Below are 19,991 nucleotides of genomic sequence, written 5' to 3'. Positions count from 1 at the left end.
TTTATTTTTAAAAGATATTAAATACAGCGTTTAATTGAAGTAAGCTAATAATAGCTAAGAAGATTAAACTGTATTTCATCGCTGTTTTAAATAGGGCAGACTCTTTACCAACTAGTCCAACTGCTGCACAAGCAACGGCTACAGATTGTGGTGAAACCATTTTTGCCATTGTACCACCTACTACGTTTAATGCAACAAGAGTAGAAGGAACGATGTTTAATTGATCTGCAGTTACTGCTTGAAGCGGTGCGAATAATGAACCACTTGATACTACTGAACCTGTAATGAATACGCCAATCCATCCTAAGATTGGAGAAAGAACTGGGAATGCATTACCAGTAGAAGAGAATGCCAGTCCAAGTGTAGATGACATACCAGAGTAGTTCTCTACGTAAGCTAAAGCGATAACGCTACAGATTGTATATACTGGAGCTTTTAGTTCTTTCATTGTTTCTACTATTAATTCTTTAACCATTTTACCTTTTACGCGGTAAACGATAAGTGAAACAATAATTGCTAATACGATTGCAGTAGTTGTAGATGAGAATACATCAAACTTGAAAACAGCCGCGAAAGGTGTATCAGCTTTTGTAATTGGTGTAGTTTTCATAACAGCATTATGAAGACCAGGGAACTGAATGTTAAATACTAAGTTTGCTAGTGCGCCATCCGGAGCAAATAAAGCTTTAATTGGTTTTAAATTAAAGATTGTTACGAATGCAGTTAAGAATACGAATGGAGACCAAGCATATAAAATTTGATTGAATGTATGAGATTCTTGTTTTTCTTGTTTTTCTTCTGTAGAAGAAGATTTTGGTTGCCAAACACGTAAGAATAATGCTAGAGAAACCATACTTACAACGGCTGCGAAAATATTAGTAAGTTCTGCACCTAAGAAGTAAGTCACAAGGAACTGAGTTATAGCGAAAGAAAAACCACTTACAAGAATACCTTGCCAAGTTTCTTTAATACCTTTAATTCCATCAACCATTGAAACAAGTAAGAAAGGTAAAACAATACTAATGAATGGTAAAATAAGAACAGTTTGACGACCGATAGTTAATGCGTCTAGCTCAGTTAATTGTGCTGGTACTGTAACTGGGATACCCATAGCACCCATAGCACCACCAGCGATGTTAGCTACTAAACAAATACCTGCTGCTTTTAATGGATTAAAGCCCATACCCACAAGTAATGCAGCTGTAATAGCAACTGGAACCCCTAAACCAGCTGCGCCTTCTAAGAAAGCACCGAAAGAATAAGCGATTAATAATACTTGTAAACGTTGATCATTTGTAATGCTTGAAATACTATCACGAATGATGTTGAATTGCTCTGTTTTAACAGTTAATTTGTAAAGGAAAATTGCTGCGATAACGATAGTACAAATTGGATAAAATCCAGATAAAACACCGAATCCGGCAGATGCTACAGCTACGGTTGCTGGCATTTTATAAACGAATATAGCAAGAATAATAGCGACAATCACACTGTAAAGACCAGCCATATAACTTTTCATTTTCAGTCCCATTAAACAAATGATGAAGCAGAAAATTGGAAGTGCTGCGATTAGTGCAGATAACCAAATATTGTTTAATGGGTCATAAATTTGTGTCCAAGTACTCATAATAATGACAACTCCTATCTATTTTATGTGAAGAAATTCACATTATTTGTGAAACAATTCACAATCAACTTACATGCTTAGTATATTCTCCTTCAACACTATTGTCAACGTAAAAAAGTATAATTATTCCATAATAGTATTAAAAGAAATGCTTTGTTCATAAAGTAGACAAAAAGCAAACTCAAATAGATTTGAGTTTGCTTTTTGAAGTTATTTCTATATTGTTTTATTTGTTCGTATATCATTAATCTTATATGTTAGATGACGTCTTTGCATTAAGTATATAGGATGTTGAAATTTGATAGGTGTCACATGCTGGTCTAAGTTGATCTAGTAAGAAAGAGAAACCAAATGCATTTAATAGGAAGTTTTGAATAACAGTCTGAGCAAGTACAATACGAATTAAAACAACAATAAGTCAATTTTTAATATTACATTATCTTTTTTTACTGAAAATTCCTTTTAGCATAACAAAGAGGTTAAATATAACCCGAATACGTTACGATAGGTTATCAATTATAGACGGTATTTTACAATATCGTTACTGTACGTTGCAGTGAGGTGAAAATATAACAAAAAGCTTGATAAAACAACGTTTGTAAGCAAAGTATTCATAGCCCTTACTTTTGCTTTTTCATTATATCATATAGTATAATATTCAAAATCAGCAAGGAATTTTTCCTGAATTCTTTCCTGATAAAGGTGGAAAAAATTTTCAGCATTATAGGTTGATAAAGTTATGTCGTAACAGGAAATATAAGAACAGATATATAAATAAATAAAAAGAAAATAAAAACGAAAATGAGGGGAACTTTATGAGCCAAAATCAATTCGAATGTCGTATTTCAGAAGAAGATGTACAAATGTTAAGAGCGTTAGCGCATCCGTTACGTTTACGCCTAGTAATGGAACTAATGCAACGTGGAACTTGTAATGTAACACAATTACAGGAAGTGTTAGAAATTCCACAATCAACGGTTTCGCAACATTTAACGAAATTAAAACAAAATAAAGTAGTGCGCTTTGAAAGACGAGGACTAGAAGTGTATTATCAAATTCATAATGATAAAGTAAGTGAAGTTGTAAAAACATTATTTTCTTAAAATTTGAATATTATGGAAAAAGACGTGTGGGATATACGTCTTTTTTTATTTGTCAGAAAGGTGATATGAGAGTAAATGTTAGCATGTAAGGAAGAAAAGGCTACGAATTAACATGCTACTGTATGGAATATATTCTAAAGGGAAAAGAAAAGATAGAAAGGAGTGTAGTAAGTAAAAGGAGGAATAGTAGTATGGATGTAAAACGTGTGAAACAAATCTTATCTTCTTCAAGTAGCATTGACGTTACATATGAGGGCGTACCAGTATGGATTGAGAGCTGTGACGAGCAGAGTGGAGTTGCTCAAGTGTATGATGTATCTAATCCTGGGGAAAGCGTTCACGTGAACGTGACGGCTTTAGAGGAGAAATGATAAAAAAGACGCTTCTAATTTTAGAAGCGTCTTTTTATTTCCTATTCCATCATATGTGCAATTTTCTTAGAGAACATAAGAAGTACTAATCCTAGCACGATTACGATAACACCGATGCTTGCGAATACTTCTAAATAGCCTAAAGATTGAGTGAAGGCAGCTAATTGTCCTGCTAATAAGTTTGCGAAGCCAGTACCAGCTAACCATACACCCATTAATAATGATGCTAATTTAACCGGAGCGATTGCACTTACCATAGATAATCCGATTGGTGATAAGAATAATTCACCGATTGTATGGAACATGTAAGTGAATACAATGAATAGTAAGTTTGCTTTCATTGCAATATTACTTTCATCGCTACCAGTTTTTAATACAGCTAAAGTTAGAACTAAATATCCAATCCCTAGTAAAATCATACCAAATGCCATTTTTGTTGGGATTTTTAAGTCACCATTTTTCGTTTTTGAAAGTTTAATCCATAATGCAGAAACAGGTAATGCTAGTAAGATAATGAATAGTGGGTTTACAGATTGGAACCAAGGTGTTGGAATTGTAAATCCACCAATTGTACGATCCACGAACTTATCTGTGTAAAGTGTTAAAGAACTACCAGCTTGTTCAAATCCTGCCCAGAAGAATACAACGAAACAAGTTAAAATTAAAATTGCAGTAGTACGTTTTTTCTCTTGTGTTGTTAAAGGTTTTTTCTCAATTGCTTTTGCATTTTTTTCTTTAGATTTTTTCCCTACAACAGTTGTTCCGATTGATCCTAAGTAACGAGGTGCTAATAAGTTAAATATAATCTGTCCAATAACCATACCGATACAAGCTGTTAAGAATCCATATTTATAATCTGCGAAATAACCGCAAATGATTGGAGCAATAAGAGCCCCTAAGTTAATTCCCATGTAGAAGATAGTGAAGGCACTATCACGGCGAGAATCATTTTCGCTATATAATTGACCTAATAAAGTCGAAATATTTGGTTTGAAGAATCCGTTACCAATAACTAATAATCCTAATCCTAAGAAAACTCCAGTTTTCGTGTTCATTGAAAATAGTACGAAGTTACCAATTGCCATAATGATACCACCAATAGTAATGGCGTGACGTTTCGATATGAAATGGTCAGTTAGCCAACCGCCGATAATCGGCGTGAAGTATACTAACATTGTGAAAATACTGTAAATTTGTACTGCAGTTGCTTTATCAAATCCTAAACCGCCACTTATTAAGCTCGTTGATAAATAAAGAACTATTAAGGCACGCATTCCGTAATAGCTAAATCTTTCCCATGCCTCTGTAAAGAACAACAAGTATAACCCTGGTGGATGTTTTTTTGGTGATTGTTGCTCTCCAGCTTTGTCTAATTTTAAAGCTGCATCCATTTTTGTTTCCCCCTAATCCTGTATAACGGATATTTATGTAATCATTTTAATTTACAAAATATTTAGAAGTCAATAGAATTATATGGAAATAGAAAGAAAATTTCTAAAAAAGTTCTATTTTCCTTCAACCGTTATTGTATTTTGCCCTGAAAACTCGATAATAAGCGTTTTCAAATGTAGTAATTGAATTCTAAACGAATTCAAAATAGTGATTAATCAGAAAATTTAGATTAAAATATATATTTCGGTATAAAGAAAATATATACTATTTATTTTTATAATATAACATATTGGGAATAAAAATACAAAATGAAATAATGTGACATTTAAGTGAATTGAAAAATAACCAGCTCCATAGAAGGGGAGCTGGTTAAGGAAATATTATTTAACAAAGCGTTTTTCGATATCATCTAATAGTAGGTTAGCAGCCATTACACCACCAGCTGTATTCCAAATAACGTCATCAACTTTGTATGCTTTACCATTTTTCACTGCATTTAAATTTTTAAATAGCGGATCATTGATATATTCTTTTTCTAATTCAGAGCCTTTTTTCTCATTTCCTTTATCGAATGTGAAGTAGAATAATACGTCGCCATCCATTGCAGAAATACGTTCTTTAGACACGTTACGCTCTGCAAAGTCGTCTTTATTTTGGTCACCAGGGCGTTTAAATCCAAGCTCTTTTAAAATAACACCAGAGAATGTATCACCATGATAAATACGAACATCACCAGGCATGAAGCGAACCATAGAGATTTCTTGATTTACTTTATCGCCTAGTTTAGCTTTTAAATCTTGCATACTTTTATCGTAATCAGCTAAAACCTTTTGACCTTCTTTTTCTTTATTTAATGCTTTTGCATAAAATTTGAAGTTATCTTTCCATTCACCACGTAGCGTCTCAGAGAACACAGTAGGTGCAATTGCTGTTAGTTGCTCGTACACTTTTTCGTGACGCATTTTGTTACCGATAATTAAGTCTGGTTTTAAAGAAGCGATTGTTTCCACGTTCACTTGTCCCTCATCACCAACAACTTTTACATCTTTCATTTTATCTTTAATATGTGGATACCATGGATCCCCAGTCCAAGATTTTACAGCCCCAACTGGTTTCACACCTAGTTCAAGTAAAGCTTCAGTTCCTTCATTTGTTAAAATGACTACACGTTTTGGATTAGCAGGAACTTCTGTTTTACCCATTGCGTGTTCCACCGTAATCATTTCTTTTTTTGTATCTTCTTTTGTTTCCTCTTTCGTATTTGATTTTCCACAAGCACTTAAAAGTAATGAAAAGGCTAGTAAAAATACAAATACTGTAAACGATTTCTTTCGTGTTAAATTCATTATGTACCCCCTACATACTGAGAAGTTTTTTCAATAGCAAGCATGATATTAAGCTTTTATCTTTTGATTGTCAATACATATCAATGAAAATAGTTCTCATTATCGTTGACAATGAGAATTAAGTTGAAATACACTTACAACGTATCATTATACATTGAAGGGGAAACGCTGCATGTTATTAAAAACAAATCAAGCAAAATGGATTGGATTATTTGTTGGAATCATTGCAGTCATTATTTGTATTTGGGGAAGTATTATTTTCGGATATACAAATACGAGCTGGAAATTAGCGTTAGATGCTTTTTTTCATTTTAATGGTTCCAATGAACATATTATTATTCAAAATGTGCGTTTACCAAGGGCATTAATTGCAGCTAGTGTTGGTGCTAGTTTAGCCATTGCCGGTTGTCTTATGCAAACTTTAACGAAGAATCCACTTGCTTCTCCAGATTTTATTGGATTAAATTCAGGTGCTGCTTTCTTCATAGTTGTAGCAATTGTTATTTTTTCCGTGACATCATTATCAGCTTTCACGTGGATTGCCTTTTTAGGGGCAGCAATTGCAGCTGTGCTCGTATTTGCTTCTAGTTCTTTAGGAAAAGAAGGGACGACGCCTCTTAAGTTAACGTTAGCAGGGGTCGCAATTAGTGCGTTATTTTCATCATTAACACAAGGATTACTTGTGTTAAATGAAAAAGCGCTTGAAGAAGTACTGTTTTGGCTTGCCGGATCTGTGCAAGGAAGAAAGTTAGAAATTTTACAATCTGTATTCCCATATTTATTAGTAGGCTGGATCGCATCTCTTATGATGGCAGGGAAAGTAAATACAATAATGATGGGGGAAGACGTTGCAAAAGGACTTGGACAAAGAACGATTTTAATGAAATCATTCGTACTATTTATTATTGTCCTGTTGTCTGGTGGTTCAGTTGCAGTCGCTGGTCCGATTGGATTTATTGGTATTGTTACTCCGCATTTTGCCAGATTTCTTGTTGGAGTAGATCACAGGTGGAGAGTACCGTATAGCGGATTGTTAGGTGCAATACTATTAATCTTAGCTGATATAGCAGCAAGATATGTCATTATGCCACAAGAAGTACCAGTAGGGGTTATGACAGCGTTTATCGGGGCACCATTCTTTATTTATATTGCACGTAAGAGAGGGCTTAGCAAATGAAGAAGTATATTCCGTTTCGTATAGGAAAAGGTGGGCTCTCGTTTTTAATGTATAAACGAGCTTGTCTCGTCTTATTCAGTTTACTAGTTGTTTTAATAGGAGTATTTTTTGCGAGTGCAGGTATGGGAGACATGAAAATTCCTCCGTATGATGTATGGCAAGCGATTACTGGAAATGGCGATGCAATGTCAAATATGGTTGTAAACAAGTTTCGTATGCCGCGTATTTTGATTGCCATCCTTGTAGGAATCGCACTTGCTGTAGCAGGATGTATTTTACAGGGTCTCGTTCGAAATCCACTGGCTTCTCCTGATATCATCGGGATTACAGGTGGTGCAAGTGTTGCAGTTGTATTATTTTTAGCTATATTCAGTGATAAAAATAATGCGCTAACCGTAAGCATTCATTATATGCCGTTAGCAGCCTTCGCTGGGGCAACGATTGTAGCGCTTTTTGTATATTTATTTGCATGGAGAAATGACGGATTATCACCGATTAGTCTTGTTTTAATTGGTGTTGGTTTTTGGGCATTAACGAAAGCGGCAACGACTTTGTTTATGTTGTTAGCGCCAATTTATCAAGCGAGTCAAGCGAATGTATGGATTACAGGTACTGTTTACGGCTCTTCATGGCAAAACGTTATGGTGCTTGCGCCGTGGGTTCTCATTTTAACGGTAATATCATTTATAGCTGCTAGACATTTAAATGCACAAGAGCTAGGGGATGATATTGCGGTAGGACTTGGTGTTCCTTTAACGAAGTCACGCGTATTCATGTTATTACTGAGTACAGCTTTAATTGGTGGCGCAGTTGCCTTTGCCGGAGGAATTGGGTTTGTCGGTTTAATGGCACCTCATATTTCACGAAGACTAGTTGGTTCTTTATACGGTGCATTACTCCCGGTTGCGGCTATTGTTGGTGCAATTTTAGTACTTGCTGCAGATTTAATTGGGCGTACAGTTTTCACACCACTTGAAATTCCAGCAGGGGTATTTACATCAGCAATTGGTGCACCTTATTTTATTTATTTACTTTATAAAAGTCGGAATTCATAAAGGGAGATGAATATGCAAAGAGCATTGGAGACGAAACGTTTGACGTTGTCTTATGGTGAAACAATTATTATTGATGAGTTGAATTTAGAAATTCCAAAAGGCGAAATTACAATCTTTATCGGTTCTAACGGTTGCGGGAAATCAACTTTATTACGTTCACTAGCTAGATTATTAAAGCCAACAACTGGTGACATTTTGTTAGATAATCAAGCCATTCAAAGTATGCAAACGAAGCAAATTGCTCGTCAAATGGCAATTTTACCGCAAGGACCGCAAGCGCCAGAAGGACTTACAGTATTGCAGCTTGTAAAGCAAGGGCGTTATCCATATCAAACATGGCTGAAGCAATGGTCAGAAAAAGATGAAGAAATGGTACAAAAAGCACTTGCAGCAACAGGTATGACAGAATTTGCTGAGCGTGATGTGCATGCTCTTTCAGGTGGACAACGTCAACGTGCTTGGATTGCAATGACGCTTGCACAAGATACAGATATCATTTTACTGGATGAGCCTACTACATATTTAGATATGACTCACCAAATTGAAGTGCTAGATTTATTATTTGAATTAAATGAAACAGAACAAAGAACAATTGTTATGGTATTACACGATTTAAATTTAGCATGCCGTTATGCAGACAATATTGTAGCCATTCAAGATAAACAAATATATGCACAAGGTAAGCCAGAAGAAGTAGTAGATGAGAAGCTAGTACGTGATGTGTTCCGAATGGAATGTCAAATTAGTACGGATCCGTTATTTGGGACGCCACTTTGTATTCCACATGGAAAAGGAAGACGTGTACGTAAAGAGGTTGCTCAGGCAATGAGATAATAAAAAAGTCGATGATGATTCATCGTCTTTTTTATTTTTCGCAAGAGAATAGTAGGAAGAGGGGAATTCGTAAACGTCGTTCATATTCTTCTTCGCTCTGAAAATAAGTTTGATTTGGTGTAGCTTCTTTTATATTTGTAATCGTAAATCTAGCTTGTTGTAATAATGTAAAATATTCTTCCGTTGTACGATGATATTTAATAACTTCTTGATCAATCCAAGGTTCAACGCGTTTTCCCATTTTAAAATAATCATCGACGAGCCAGCTTGTTCTTTTTCCGCTCGTTTGCAAGCTTTCAAATGAAGAAGTAATAACAGGGTGTTGAACACTAAAAGTAAAGAGTCCATTTGTTTTTAAAGCTTCGTACACATTTTGAAAAATGATAGGAAGATGTTCAATATAATGTAAGGCGAGTCTAGACGTTACTAAATCAAAAGTAGAAGGAGGGTATGTGTAGTCTTTGAGGTTTAAACAATGGACGGTTCCATTTTTATTTTCTAGTTGTTTTTTAGCTTTTTCATACATAAGTTCGGAGCCTTCAATACCAGTGTAAGAGTGGCAGCCATTCTCTAATAATTCCTCGCCAAACTTGGCGTCACCGCAGCCTAAATCGAGGATTTTCTTTCCTTTCACATCACCAATGAGTTGAAAGAAGGCTGGTTTTTCAAGTGATTCATTTGGGCTATTTTCTCGGTATCTTCGTTTCATATATTGTTCAAAAAATGCTTCGTTATTATATACATCAGATTCAGTAAATGCCATGATTGAAGCCCCCTTAAATATTTTTTTATTCTACCAAATATGAAAAGTAAATGATAGATTTCTTGTAATGAATCATATATAATCTAGAATTGTAAGCGGTTACTTTAAACTATTTTTCTATAATAAATTCTAAAAACGTGTTAAGCTAGTAGAGGGATTATTAGAACTATTAAGACAATAATCCGCTTACATGAACGATGGGAGGCTTCACAATGTCTAGTAAAACACTTGCAAAATTTTTAGAAGAAAATTTAGAGGATTTAAAATCAAAGGGGCTTTATAACGTAATTGATCCGCTTGAGAGTTCAAATGGACCGATCATTACAATTGGCGGAAAAGAATATATTAACTTATCTTCAAACAACTATCTTGGATTAGCAACAGATAGCCGTTTGCAAGAAGCAGCAATTGGTGCAATTCATAAGTACGGCGTTGGAGCAGGAGCTGTTCGTACAATTAACGGTACTTTAGATTTGCATATTAAATTAGAAGAGACAATTGCAAAGTTTAAACATACAGAAGCAGCAATTGCTTACCAATCAGGATTTAACTGTAATATGGCAGCGATTTCAGCCGTTATGGATAAAAATGATGCGATTCTTTCAGACGAATTAAACCATGCTTCTATTATTGATGGTAGTCGTTTATCAAGAGCGAAAATCATCGTTTATAAACATTCTGATATGGAAGATTTACGCCAAAAAGCAATCGCAGCGAAAGAATCAGGTCTTTACAATAAATTAATGGTAATTACAGACGGTGTCTTCTCAATGGATGGAGATGTTGCAAAATTACCAGAGATTGTTGAGATTGCAGAAGAATTAGATTTAATGACATATGTAGACGATGCACACGGTTCAGGGGTACTTGGAAAAGGTGCAGGAACTGTAAAGCATTTCGGTCTATCTGATAAAGTTGATTTCCAAATTGGTACATTATCAAAAGCAATTGGGGTAATTGGTGGATATGTAGCAGGGAAACAAAACTTAATTGACTGGTTAAAAGTTCGTTCACGTCCATTCTTATTCTCCACAGCATTAACACCAGCTGATGCAGCTGCATGTATGCGATCAATTGAAATTTTAATGGAAAGCACAGAGTTACATGATTGTCTCTGGGAAAATGGCCGCTATTTAAAACAAGGGTTAAAAGAACTTGGCTTTAACATTGGAGAAAGTGAAACGCCAATTACACCTTGTATTATTGGTGACGAAGTATTAACACAAGAATTTAGTAAACGTCTAAATGAAGAAGGCGTATATGCAAAATCTATCGTGTTCCCAACTGTAGCTAAAGGAACAGGACGCGTTCGTAATATGCCTACAGCAGCTCATACGAAAGAAATGTTAGATGAAGCAATTCGTAAGTATGAAAAAGTAGGGAAAGAAATGGGCATCATTTAAGTAAAGACATCTTTTGAATAGCTTGCAAATGAGGAGTGGGGAAAATGAAAAAAATTCTAGTAACCGGTTCTTTAGGGCAAATTGGTTCTGAATTAGTAATGAAACTTCGTGATGTATACGGTGCATCAAATGTTATTGCAACAGATATTCGTGAAACAGATAGTGAAGTAGTAACGTCTGGTCCATTTGAAACGTTAGATGTAACAGATGGACAAAAACTACATGATATCGCAAAGCGTAATGAAGTAGATACAATTATTCATTTAGCAGCTTTACTTTCAGCAACAGCAGAAAAAAATCCGTTATTTGCTTGGAATTTAAATATGGGTGGACTTGTAAATGCATTAGAAGCAGCTCGTGAATTAAACTGTAAGTTTTTCACGCCAAGTTCTATCGGTGCATTCGGTCCATCAACGCCGAAAGATAATACGCCACAAGATACAATTCAGCGTCCTACTACGATGTATGGGGTAAACAAAGTAGCAGGAGAATTACTATGTGATTATTATCATCAAAAGTTTGGCGTTGATACGCGCGGTGTACGTTTCCCTGGTTTAATTTCTTACGTAGCTCCTCCAGGAGGCGGAACAACTGATTATGCGGTTGAAATTTATTATGAGGCGATTAAAAAAGGCACATACACCTCATACATTGCAGAAGGAACATACATGGATATGATGTACATGCCAGATGCTTTACAAGCGATCATTTCATTAATGGAAGCTGATCCAAGTAAGCTTGTGCATAGAAATGCGTTCAATATTACAGCAATGAGCTTTGAGCCAGAGCAAATCGCAGCATCAATTCGTAAACACATCCCGACGTTTACAATGGATTACGCTGTAGATCCTGCTCGTCAAACAATCGCTGATAGCTGGCCAAACTCTATTGATGCAACAGCAGCAATGAAAGAGTGGGGCTTTAAAGCAGAATACGATTTAGACAAAATGACAACTGACATGTTGGCTAAGTTAAAAAAAAAGCTCACAGCTGAGTTAGTGATAAATTAATAGGAAGGGTCGATTCTTAGGAATTGGCTCTTCTTTATTTTTTGAGGGAGAGAAGTCTTATGCAAAGAGTTGACGTCGTATATGCACTAATACATGATGAAGAAACAGATAAAATATTAATGGTACATAATATAGAACAAAACGTTTGGTCACTGCCGGGTGGGGCTGTTGAAAAAGGTGAAATATTAGAGGAAGCACTAATAAGAGAAGTGAAAGAAGAGACAGGTTTAACTGCCGTGACAGGTGGACTTGTTGCGATCAATGAAAAATTCTTTGAAGAATCAGGGAATCATGCGATACTTTTTACATTCCGAGCAAATGTAGTAAAAGGTGAACTGATTGCGGGAGATGAAGAAGAAATTTCTGCAATAGAGTGGGTGAATCGAACGATCGCAAATGAACGATTCCCATTCTACGATGGCGGATTCGAGGCATTATTAGAAGTAGCCATTCCATATAAGTTTCAATCAGAAACAAAGTGATTGAAAGAAAAAACAGGAGCGACAACGCTCCTGTTTTTCTATTCAATCGTCTTCAGTAGTAACTTTTTCAATAGTGGTTTAATCTTCAGACGTAAATCTTCAGCATGATTTGCAACTAAGAAGTGATGGTTATAAATGTTCTTCATTAATTGATAAGTGGCTTCTTTCGCTTCGCCTTCTTCTATGAAGATTCCGATTACTTCCATACCACTTTTACGAGCAAGTTTGACAGCTTCATGCGTATCTAAAATACCGTCTTGTTGATAGTCTAGCGCAGAAGGCTCACCGTCTGTAAAGACAAGTAAGAATTTATGTTTTTCTGGTCTTTTTGCAAGCTTTTCAGAAACGATACGAATAATATATCCGTCGCGGTTATCTTCTTCTTCGCGAAGCTGCATAATTTCTGGACCGACGTTTGGTAACGTTGAGTTTTTATACGTTACAACTTCATGGATAACGTTTGGCTTATCCTCAGGCTTAGCACTAGAAGCATCTTCCCAAAATCCACTAATGGCGTGCGGGATTTTTAAAGATTTCAATGCTTCATGGAATAGGACCACACTCTTTTTCGTTTCTTCCATTTTGTTATACATAGAACCAGAGCAGTCCACTAGTAGTTGGAATGCAACGTCAAGTTCTTGTGATTCTTGTCCTTTTTTATAAAACATGCGCGGCTGCTTTTCAGTATAAATACGAAGGAATTTCTTACGAAGTCTTCCGTAATATTTATCACTATTTGCATTCGTTTTATTTTCAATCGTTTTTTCGATAATTTTCTTTAATTCTTTTACATCTTTATTAACGACTGATTTGATAGCTTGGTAATCCTTTTTTTCATCAGGATTTGATTTGCGAGCTTCTTTAAATATATGAGAAGCACCAACGTTATACTTACCGTATGCACCCTCGTTTTGGCTAGAAGCGTGTGAAGCTCTTGCTTCTTCTGTATCAGCGCCATCAAAGTTGGATTGTGTACTCTTTTGAGAAGTACCTTGTACAGAACCAAGTGCTTGGTCGCCATCTTCTGATTCACGAGCAGTATCGCCCATCATGTTTGTTTTTGTTCCGCTTTCTAATTCAAAGCGTAAAAAATTCTCGTTTTCGTTATTTTTATTTTCACGATGCCATGTGGAGAAACTTTCATCCATTTTGTTTTTATTTTCATCGTCATCTATGAGCTGCGTATCATCATTTGCTAAATCTTCGACGCGACAGTTCTTTTCGTCTGCAATGACAGATAAATAAAGCGGAGCATGTCCGAAATAATTATTAAGCATATCACTTTCAAGAAGTCCTTCTAAACGATAGCGAATTTTTTCAACGATATACATAATGTCTTCTGTATTACGAGCTTGGAATGTTTCATGCAAAATTGCTTCAATTTGCTCGAAATATTCATTATTAAACATTTCATATTTATCGCTCGTTAATGAAAGATAGCAGAGACAAAATAGACGATCACCGTGATAGTTACGAACACGATTGATTTCATTTTGTGAACCAAAGTAATTGCGATACATTTCTTTTCTTCTTTTAAAAACATGCTTTGTGCCAGGGCGTAAGTTTTTTACGATTTCCTCAACACGTAAATCTTCTAATAGAACAAATAATTGTGTTAAAAACTTTTTTAAGGGTGATTCTTGTAATTCAATCGCATAAGAACGAATTAAAGTCATGTCCGAGTAATGTTTATTACCAAGTGCTTTTAAAAACACTTCGCTTTTTAATCCGATTACTGTATCCTCTTCTTTTCGATCATCCCAAAAGTGACTAATGACAACCTTTTTTTCAATTTCGTCGTAGTATGCTTTATAGCCATACTCAAGGTAGGCATCGTCTTCTTTTAGAAGAGCATACATTAAGTTTTCCATTTGTAGAAAAAGCGACGCATCAATTTTTTTGTCACTAAAAATTTGTCTCATGAATTATCCCTCAAAGAAATAACTTTCTGCTAATTCACGGACAGTCATTTGTTCTGTTTCATCGTTTAATTTTGCGATAATACTACGTTCAATTGCACGCATAACAGGAATATATACACCTAAATCACATGCGTCGATAATGCCACGAATACTTGCTGCTTCTTCACTTACACGTCCGTCACGAGCTAAAGGCATAAGGTCGCTTGCAAATGCAACGAACTTTTCAATTGTTGCAACATCATTTAATTTTGATTCAGATAGTAATAGTTCTTTTAATGTGTCACCTTGAATGTATGGAACTTCAATAATAACGAAACGGTTTTTTAATGCTTCGTTTAGTTCACTTGTTCCAACGTAACCTTCATTAATTGCTGCAATTACACGATACTCGTCATCGCCATATACAACCTCTTGTGTAAATGGATTTGTAATCATTTTACGGTAATCTAATGCACCGTGAAGAAGTGGTAACGTTTCAGGTTTTGCCATATTGATTTCATCAATATATAGGAAATGACCGTTCTTCATTGCTTTCATAAGAGGGCCGTTAACGAATGTAACTTCAGATGCGCCATCTTTCGTTTGTAGTGTGTTGTATCCTAAAATACCTTCTACATCTAGGTCAACAGAACAGTTAATGCTATGCATTGGTTTTTGGAATAAAGAAGAAAGAGTTTCAGCTAGTACTGTTTTACCACTACCAGTCGGCCCTTTTAATAGAATGTTTTTGCCAAGAAGAAGTGCTGTAATAGCATCTTCAATAATGCTGTTATCAGATGCTTTATATATTTTCTTTCCAATTAAATGTGCATTTTCACCAGCTTCTTGTTTATTTTTTTCGTGAATGGTTGAGAGCTGTTGTTTTAAATCAGCATGTATATGAAATTGTTCTAACATGTATTTCCCACCTAACATTATTTTCATAAAGTAATACATCTTATGATAACTTGTTTTAATATGGTATGCAAAGAAAAGGAGAGAGGGGAAATGGAAAAGAAAAAGCAATCAATGTTACATTGATTGCTTACAGTAAAGGAGAAATGAGTCGCATGAAAGACTCTAATATTCGTTTTTTGATACTTCTTTTTTGGAATGCGTTCCATTTAATTTCAGTGGAATGCTTAAAGTCGTCTTCAAAATCATGTTTAATATCATGAACGGTTTCTGATTCATATAGTACGCTAATAAGTTCATAATTTAATTCAAAGCTGCGTACGTCCATATTTGCCGTTCCAATTGTCGCGATCTTATCATCAACGAGTACAATTTTTGCATGCATAAAACCATCTTTATAACTATAAATGGAAGCACCAGCTTTTAAAAGCGGAGTGAAGTAGGACTGAGATGCTTGATCACTAATAATACTATCACTTTTACCAGGATATAAAATGCGTACATCTATGCCAGATATTGCACTTAAACGTAATAATGTTAAAGTTTCTTGATCTGGAATAAAGTAAGGTGTAGCGATCCAAATCGATTTTTTTGCAGATCCCATAACAGCTAATAATGTATTGCGAATGCTTTTATCATCTGAGCTTGGTCCGCTCGCTACAATTTGCACAGCACCTTCTGCATTTGAAATTTCTTTACCTGGGAAGTATTGTCTATTCATAAATTGATCCCAAGAATAAGTATTCAACCCACTAGATGCATAGAGCCAATCCTCTAGAAAGATTGCTTGTAATTTATATAACGCTTTCCCTTCTATTTTTAAATGGCTATCACGCCAAATGGGGAATTTTTTTGAACGACCAAGGTATTCATCACCGACGTTGAGTCCACCAGTAAAACCGATTTCTCCATCTACAATAACGATTTTACGGTGGTTACGATAATTGACTGTTTCAAGTAACCAAGCTGAAAAAATAGGGTCAAATTCTACAATTTCGATCCCAGCTTCTTTCATAGGTTTTAAAAAGCGTCTTCTTAAAGTGTTACTTCCGAGTCCATCATAAAGAAAGCGTACAATAACACCAGATTTTGCTTTTTTTATTAAAGCATCTCGAACTTTCGTACCAATCTCATCAGATTTATAAATATAGTATTGAATATGTATGTGATGTTTTGCTTGCTCGATAGCTTGCAAAATTTCTGAGAATGTTTGATCTCCATTTGTTAAAAGTTTTGTCGTCGTTCTATCTGCGGCAGGCCCGCCTCCAAATTTTTGTACGACTTCTGTTAAATGTACAGAACGTTCATGTAAGGGGACTGTGAGTGCTAATTCTAGTCGTCTTCCTTCTAATATTTCACGGAATAATTTTCTTTGTTCTTCTGAACGATGGAGATGTTTTTTTCTTCTCCAACGGCTACGACCGAAAATAGAGTATAAAAGCACCCCTATAACGGGAAGAAGTGCTAATACTAAAAACCACGCTAAGGTGCTTTGAGGAGACCTATTTTCGATGAAAATAACGAATGAAATTCCTATGATTGTGATGGACCAGAGAGCGCCGACAAATGTATATAACGAAATAAATGATGTATTTAATAGGAAAAGAACGATAGATATAATTACAAATATTGATAGTAATTGAACGATAGGCTTCTTCATTTCTATAAAATTCCTCTAATCTTTCTTAAGTATAGACTTCTTATATAAAAAGGTATAATCCGACATTCTTATTATAAAGTGTTTTGTTTTTTTTACAAAATATAGACATTTTCCCCATGCTTTCCGCATTTGTCCTACATACATTATATTGTGACGTTATTATCCAGCTATTTGCTGGTTAATAAACAGTGTAGGAGGGACAAAACCCTTGCCCTTTATATAGGAAAGGGGATAACCATATCATGGATTTGTAGCAGGTGCATGATGAAGACCAGGATATAGTTATCTTTATTACGCGGATTCTTCTTAATTATATAGGTTACTAACAAGGTCCGTACTATCCATACAATACCTATTAAGATGAGAAAATGGAAAAGGAGAGGGGAAACATGAATTATATAGAAAATAACGGATTGTATTATCGTAATCATCATCCTCATGGAGGGCACAACCATAACGGCGGACATCACCATCATGGAGGGCACAATCACTATGATCATCACCACCATCACGGAGGTGGATGGGGCTGGGGTGGCGGCTCATGGGGCGGTGGATTTTTCCCAGGAAGTTTTGCTGGAGGCGTGTTAGGTGGACTTACAGCTGGTGCATTAACGGGTGCAGCAAGTGGAGGATACTATCCGGCACCGTACCCAGTAACTTATCCAGCGCCATACCCAGCACCATACCCAGCACCATATCCAACTCCATATCCGGGGTATCAGCAAATACCATATCCGTATTAAACTAAAAAAGAGGCTTTCCTCTTTTTTTAGTTTAATAAAGTATTTATAAAATATTTCCAAAATAAAGGTAAAAATATGTTAATATTTTGTTATTGTAATTCAAAAACATATATACTAATTTTAACTTTTATATTATTATCCGTGAATAGTTGTATAGTGTGCTCGAAATTCTATTTCGCTAGTAAAGTAAAGAGGTTAGGTATGAGCGGGATTAATAGGGAATAGGCATTGTATAGAGCTAGCTATAAAGGAATGTAAGAGAATGAATTATAATAAAGTAAGCTAATTATAGCGATAAGAAACTACTATTTATAATTGAAACGGTATTATATTGCTTTTTATTACAAATAATATTATGTTATTTTAATCGGCATATTTCAAAATGTGATGAATGCAAATAGCTATTATTAAGAAATGAAATATCTCTATTTCTATGAAGAGAAACAAGTTGTGTTTTAGTCAGATAGGAAGCAAGGAGAGATGCGCATGCTAGAACAAAGAGGTCATGCATTATATGACTCTTCATTGCGAGATTTAAAGTTAGCATTAGATGAGTCTTCAATTGTTGCGATTACAGACCGAAATGGTCTTATTACATATGTAAATGATAAGTTTTGTGAAATCTCCAAATATACACGAGAAGAGTTAATAGGGAAAGATCATCGTATTTTAAATTCAGGGTATCACCCGAAAACATTTTTTCAAATTCTATGGAAGCGCATTTTGAACGGAAAAGTATGGAGAGGTGAGATTCGAAATCAAGCAAAAGATGGGACGTATTATTGGGTTAAAACAACAATTGTTCCGTTTTTAAATGAAAAAGGAGAGCCGTATCAATTTATCGCGATCCGAAATGATATTAGTAGTAGGAAAGAAGCAGAACAGAGGTTGCGGTTAAGTGAAAGTCGTTATAGGGAGCTTGCGTATCATGATGCTTTAACGAGTTTACCGAACCGATTGCAGCTAATAACGACTGTAAACGAGATGATTGCAGGAAAAAAAGAATTTGGTATGATTTATTTTGATTTGGATCGTTTTAAATTAGTAAACGATACGCTAGGTCATATGATAGGGGATTTACTTTTAAGCGAAGTTGCTTCACGGTTGCATTATGTGCTAGGAGAGAAAGACGTTCTGGCTAGGCTGGGTGGCGACGAATTTGTGCTGTTAACAAAAAATCATAAACAAGATGAAATGAGGCAGTTAGCAACATCTGTGTTGTCATGTTTTCAGGCCCCATTTATGCTTGAAGGTCATGAAGTATACATTTCAGCTAGTCTAGGACTGTGCGCATATCCGCAAGACGGACAAGATGTAGAAACTCTATTGAAAAATTCGGATTTAGCCATGTACAGTGCGAAAGAACAAGGCAGAAATGCCGCGTGTTTCTTTACAGATGAGTTACGTGCGAAAATAAATCGTAGAATGAAAATTGAATTCGCTTTGCAAAAGGCAATCCGTGATGAAGAATTAGATGTGGTACTGCAGCCTATTATTGATTTGAAAACGAAGAAATATACCGGTATTGAGGCTTTAGCACGTTGTTCGACAGAAGAAGGGCCTATTTCGCCAGGCGAATTTATTCCAGTAGCTGAAGAATCTGGACTTATTATAAAATTAGGAGACTGGGTATTAGAAAAGTCATGTCGCTTGTTTAAAACATTGCCAGATTACGAAGAAGGACTAAAGTTATCTGTTAATTTATCCATACAACAATTAATGCAAAAGCGTTTTATTATATCTGTACGTAGCATTTTAAGGAGAACTGGCTTTCCACCGAATCGTTTAATTTTGGAAGTAACGGAAAGTATCGCTGTTCGCCATTTTGATTATATTATTGCTACATTACAAGAATTAAGAAATATGGGTATTTTAATTGCTTTAGATGACTTTGGAACAGGTTATTCTTCCTTATATTATTTAAAGCAACTGCCACTGGATATAGTGAAAATTGATCGTAACTTTATTCGTGAATTTCATTATGATCACGCACAGCCAGAGCGAACGATTGTAAAATCTGTTATTGAAATTGCCCATAGCTTAAATTTAGCAGTAGTTGCTGAAGGAGTAGAAACAGTAGAGCAAGAAAGTTTATTACAATCTATGGGCTGTGATTACGTCCAAGGATTTTATTATGCGAAACCTTTATCTGTAGGAGAGTTAAAAGAAAAGTTAATTACAGATTTTTAATAAAAAAGAGAAGCTGGTA

General features: G+C 35.3%; 17 protein-coding genes. 10 read left to right on the top strand and 7 right to left on the bottom strand.

Features of this window, described 5'->3' with window-relative positions; translation table 11 throughout:
• Positions 1–7: 7 nt before the first annotated feature.
• The gene (locus DT250_RS26165) at positions 8–1,627 is read right to left on the bottom strand and encodes an L-lactate permease (RefSeq protein ID WP_000109124.1); all 1,620 of its coding nucleotides are present in this window, start codon (positions 1,625–1,627) and stop codon (positions 8–10) included.
• Positions 1,628–2,442: 815 nt separating this feature from the next.
• Between DT250_RS26165 and DT250_RS26160 the strand changes: the two genes are divergently transcribed.
• Entirely contained in the window at positions 2,443–2,730 is a 288-nt protein-coding gene (locus tag DT250_RS26160) for an ArsR/SmtB family transcription factor (protein ID WP_000081429.1), read from the top strand.
• A gap of 191 nt (positions 2,731–2,921) precedes the next feature.
• Positions 2,922–3,101: an acid-soluble spore protein H gene (locus DT250_RS26155; protein ID WP_000382688.1), complete on the top strand. Its 180-nt coding sequence runs from the start codon at positions 2,922–2,924 to the stop codon at positions 3,099–3,101.
• Positions 3,102–3,142: 41 nt separating this feature from the next.
• Here the strand turns inward: DT250_RS26155 and DT250_RS26150 are convergent, their stop codons facing one another.
• Complete coding sequence (locus DT250_RS26150) at positions 3,143–4,492, bottom strand: peptide MFS transporter (protein WP_149213931.1); 1,350 nt, start codon at positions 4,490–4,492, stop codon at positions 3,143–3,145.
• A gap of 381 nt (positions 4,493–4,873) precedes the next feature.
• On the bottom strand, positions 4,874–5,839 hold the full coding sequence (locus DT250_RS26145; RefSeq protein WP_149213930.1) for an ABC transporter substrate-binding protein: 966 nt from the start codon (positions 5,837–5,839) through the stop codon (positions 4,874–4,876).
• Positions 5,840–6,011: 172 nt separating this feature from the next.
• Here DT250_RS26145 and DT250_RS26140 point away from each other — a divergent pair, with 172 nt between their 5' ends.
• The 3 genes from DT250_RS26140 to DT250_RS26130 are packed head-to-tail and all read left to right on the top strand — an operon-like array spanning position 6,012 to position 8,905.
• Positions 6,012–7,016, top strand: coding sequence for a FecCD family ABC transporter permease (locus tag DT250_RS26140; protein WP_088061827.1), 1,005 nt, complete (start codon positions 6,012–6,014; stop codon positions 7,014–7,016).
• Entirely contained in the window at positions 7,013–8,071 is a 1,059-nt protein-coding gene (locus DT250_RS26135) for a FecCD family ABC transporter permease (RefSeq protein WP_088061829.1), read from the top strand. Before DT250_RS26140 ends, DT250_RS26135 begins: the two co-directional genes overlap by 4 nt.
• 12 nt (positions 8,072–8,083) lie before the next feature.
• Positions 8,084–8,905, top strand: a complete 822-nt coding sequence (locus DT250_RS26130; protein WP_149213929.1) for an ABC transporter ATP-binding protein — start codon at positions 8,084–8,086, stop codon at positions 8,903–8,905.
• Positions 8,906–8,936: 31 nt separating this feature from the next.
• On the opposite strand, the gene DT250_RS26125 is transcribed toward DT250_RS26130, so the two are convergent.
• Positions 8,937–9,668: a class I SAM-dependent DNA methyltransferase gene (locus DT250_RS26125; protein ID WP_149213928.1), complete on the bottom strand. Its 732-nt coding sequence runs from the start codon at positions 9,666–9,668 to the stop codon at positions 8,937–8,939.
• A 212-nt stretch (positions 9,669–9,880) separates the two neighbouring features.
• On the opposite strand from DT250_RS26125, the gene DT250_RS26120 reads away from it, so the two are divergent.
• From DT250_RS26120 to DT250_RS26110, 3 genes are read left to right on the top strand one after another with little or no spacing between them, the layout of a single operon-like run.
• Positions 9,881–11,071, top strand: coding sequence for a glycine C-acetyltransferase (locus DT250_RS26120; protein ID WP_098133111.1), 1,191 nt, complete (start codon positions 9,881–9,883; stop codon positions 11,069–11,071).
• A 44-nt stretch (positions 11,072–11,115) separates the two neighbouring features.
• On the top strand, positions 11,116–12,081 hold the full coding sequence (locus DT250_RS26115) for an L-threonine 3-dehydrogenase (RefSeq protein ID WP_000723138.1): 966 nt from the start codon (positions 11,116–11,118) through the stop codon (positions 12,079–12,081).
• Between the two features lie 59 nt (positions 12,082–12,140).
• Positions 12,141–12,563: an NUDIX hydrolase gene (locus tag DT250_RS26110; protein WP_149213927.1), complete on the top strand. Its 423-nt coding sequence runs from the start codon at positions 12,141–12,143 to the stop codon at positions 12,561–12,563.
• A 38-nt stretch (positions 12,564–12,601) separates the two neighbouring features.
• Here DT250_RS26110 and DT250_RS26105 read toward each other — a convergent pair whose 3' ends face one another.
• The 3 genes from DT250_RS26105 to DT250_RS26095 form a co-directional block, all read right to left on the bottom strand.
• On the bottom strand, positions 12,602–14,485 hold the full coding sequence (locus tag DT250_RS26105) for a vWA domain-containing protein (protein ID WP_088608964.1): 1,884 nt from the start codon (positions 14,483–14,485) through the stop codon (positions 12,602–12,604).
• Between the two features lie 3 nt (positions 14,486–14,488).
• Positions 14,489–15,382 (bottom strand): ATP-binding protein, encoded by an 894-nt coding sequence (locus tag DT250_RS26100; RefSeq protein WP_000892965.1) that lies wholly within the window; start codon positions 15,380–15,382, stop codon positions 14,489–14,491.
• Positions 15,383–15,509: 127 nt separating this feature from the next.
• On the bottom strand, positions 15,510–17,039 hold the full coding sequence (locus DT250_RS26095) for a cardiolipin synthase (protein WP_060487013.1): 1,530 nt from the start codon (positions 17,037–17,039) through the stop codon (positions 15,510–15,512).
• Between the two features lie 368 nt (positions 17,040–17,407).
• Between DT250_RS26095 and DT250_RS26090 the strand changes: the two genes are divergently transcribed.
• Together DT250_RS26090 and DT250_RS26085 are read left to right on the top strand one after the other, a co-directional pair.
• Positions 17,408–17,782, top strand: a complete 375-nt coding sequence (locus DT250_RS26090; RefSeq protein WP_141555367.1) for a cobalt transporter — start codon at positions 17,408–17,410, stop codon at positions 17,780–17,782.
• 486 nt (positions 17,783–18,268) lie between these two features.
• Positions 18,269–19,972 carry a putative bifunctional diguanylate cyclase/phosphodiesterase gene (locus DT250_RS26085; RefSeq protein WP_087983374.1) on the top strand — a complete coding sequence of 568 codons (1,704 nt, stop codon included), beginning with the start codon at positions 18,269–18,271 and terminating at the stop codon, positions 19,970–19,972.
• Positions 19,973–19,991 lie beyond the last annotated feature (19 nt).

This window comes from Bacillus sp. AR2-1 (assembly GCF_008368755.1).
In the GTDB taxonomy this organism is placed as follows: Bacteria; Bacillota; Bacilli; order Bacillales; family Bacillaceae_G; genus Bacillus_A; species Bacillus_A wiedmannii.
This window is presented reverse-complemented; position numbering and strand designations above follow the sequence as displayed.

What these genes read in the sequence shown, in the direction of transcription:
- DT250_RS26140 (WP_088061827.1), top strand. Translation starts at nt 6,012, where the DNA reads ATGTTATTAAAAACAAATCAAGCAAAATGGATTGGATTATTTGTTGGA.
- DT250_RS26100 (WP_000892965.1), bottom strand. Translation starts at nt 15,382, where the DNA reads ATGTTAGAACAATTTCATATACATGCTGATTTAAAACAACAGCTCTCA.
- DT250_RS26165 (WP_000109124.1), bottom strand. Translation starts at nt 1,627, where the DNA reads ATGAGTACTTGGACACAAATTTATGACCCATTAAACAATATTTGGTTA.
- DT250_RS26130 (WP_149213929.1), top strand. Translation starts at nt 8,084, where the DNA reads ATGCAAAGAGCATTGGAGACGAAACGTTTGACGTTGTCTTATGGTGAA.
- DT250_RS26090 (WP_141555367.1), top strand. Translation starts at nt 17,408, where the DNA reads ATGGAAAAGGAGAGGGGAAACATGAATTATATAGAAAATAACGGATTG.
- DT250_RS26105 (WP_088608964.1), bottom strand. Translation starts at nt 14,485, where the DNA reads ATGAGACAAATTTTTAGTGACAAAAAAATTGATGCGTCGCTTTTTCTA.
- DT250_RS26110 (WP_149213927.1), top strand. Translation starts at nt 12,141, where the DNA reads ATGCAAAGAGTTGACGTCGTATATGCACTAATACATGATGAAGAAACA.
- DT250_RS26115 (WP_000723138.1), top strand. Translation starts at nt 11,116, where the DNA reads ATGAAAAAAATTCTAGTAACCGGTTCTTTAGGGCAAATTGGTTCTGAA.
- DT250_RS26095 (WP_060487013.1), bottom strand. Translation starts at nt 17,039, where the DNA reads ATGAAGAAGCCTATCGTTCAATTACTATCAATATTTGTAATTATATCT.
- DT250_RS26160 (WP_000081429.1), top strand. Translation starts at nt 2,443, where the DNA reads ATGAGCCAAAATCAATTCGAATGTCGTATTTCAGAAGAAGATGTACAA.
- DT250_RS26125 (WP_149213928.1), bottom strand. Translation starts at nt 9,668, where the DNA reads ATGGCATTTACTGAATCTGATGTATATAATAACGAAGCATTTTTTGAA.
- DT250_RS26135 (WP_088061829.1), top strand. Translation starts at nt 7,013, where the DNA reads ATGAAGAAGTATATTCCGTTTCGTATAGGAAAAGGTGGGCTCTCGTTT.
- DT250_RS26145 (WP_149213930.1), bottom strand. Translation starts at nt 5,839, where the DNA reads ATGAATTTAACACGAAAGAAATCGTTTACAGTATTTGTATTTTTACTA.
- DT250_RS26120 (WP_098133111.1), top strand. Translation starts at nt 9,881, where the DNA reads ATGTCTAGTAAAACACTTGCAAAATTTTTAGAAGAAAATTTAGAGGAT.
- DT250_RS26085 (WP_087983374.1), top strand. Translation starts at nt 18,269, where the DNA reads ATGCTAGAACAAAGAGGTCATGCATTATATGACTCTTCATTGCGAGAT.
- DT250_RS26155 (WP_000382688.1), top strand. Translation starts at nt 2,922, where the DNA reads ATGGATGTAAAACGTGTGAAACAAATCTTATCTTCTTCAAGTAGCATT.
- DT250_RS26150 (WP_149213931.1), bottom strand. Translation starts at nt 4,492, where the DNA reads ATGGATGCAGCTTTAAAATTAGACAAAGCTGGAGAGCAACAATCACCA.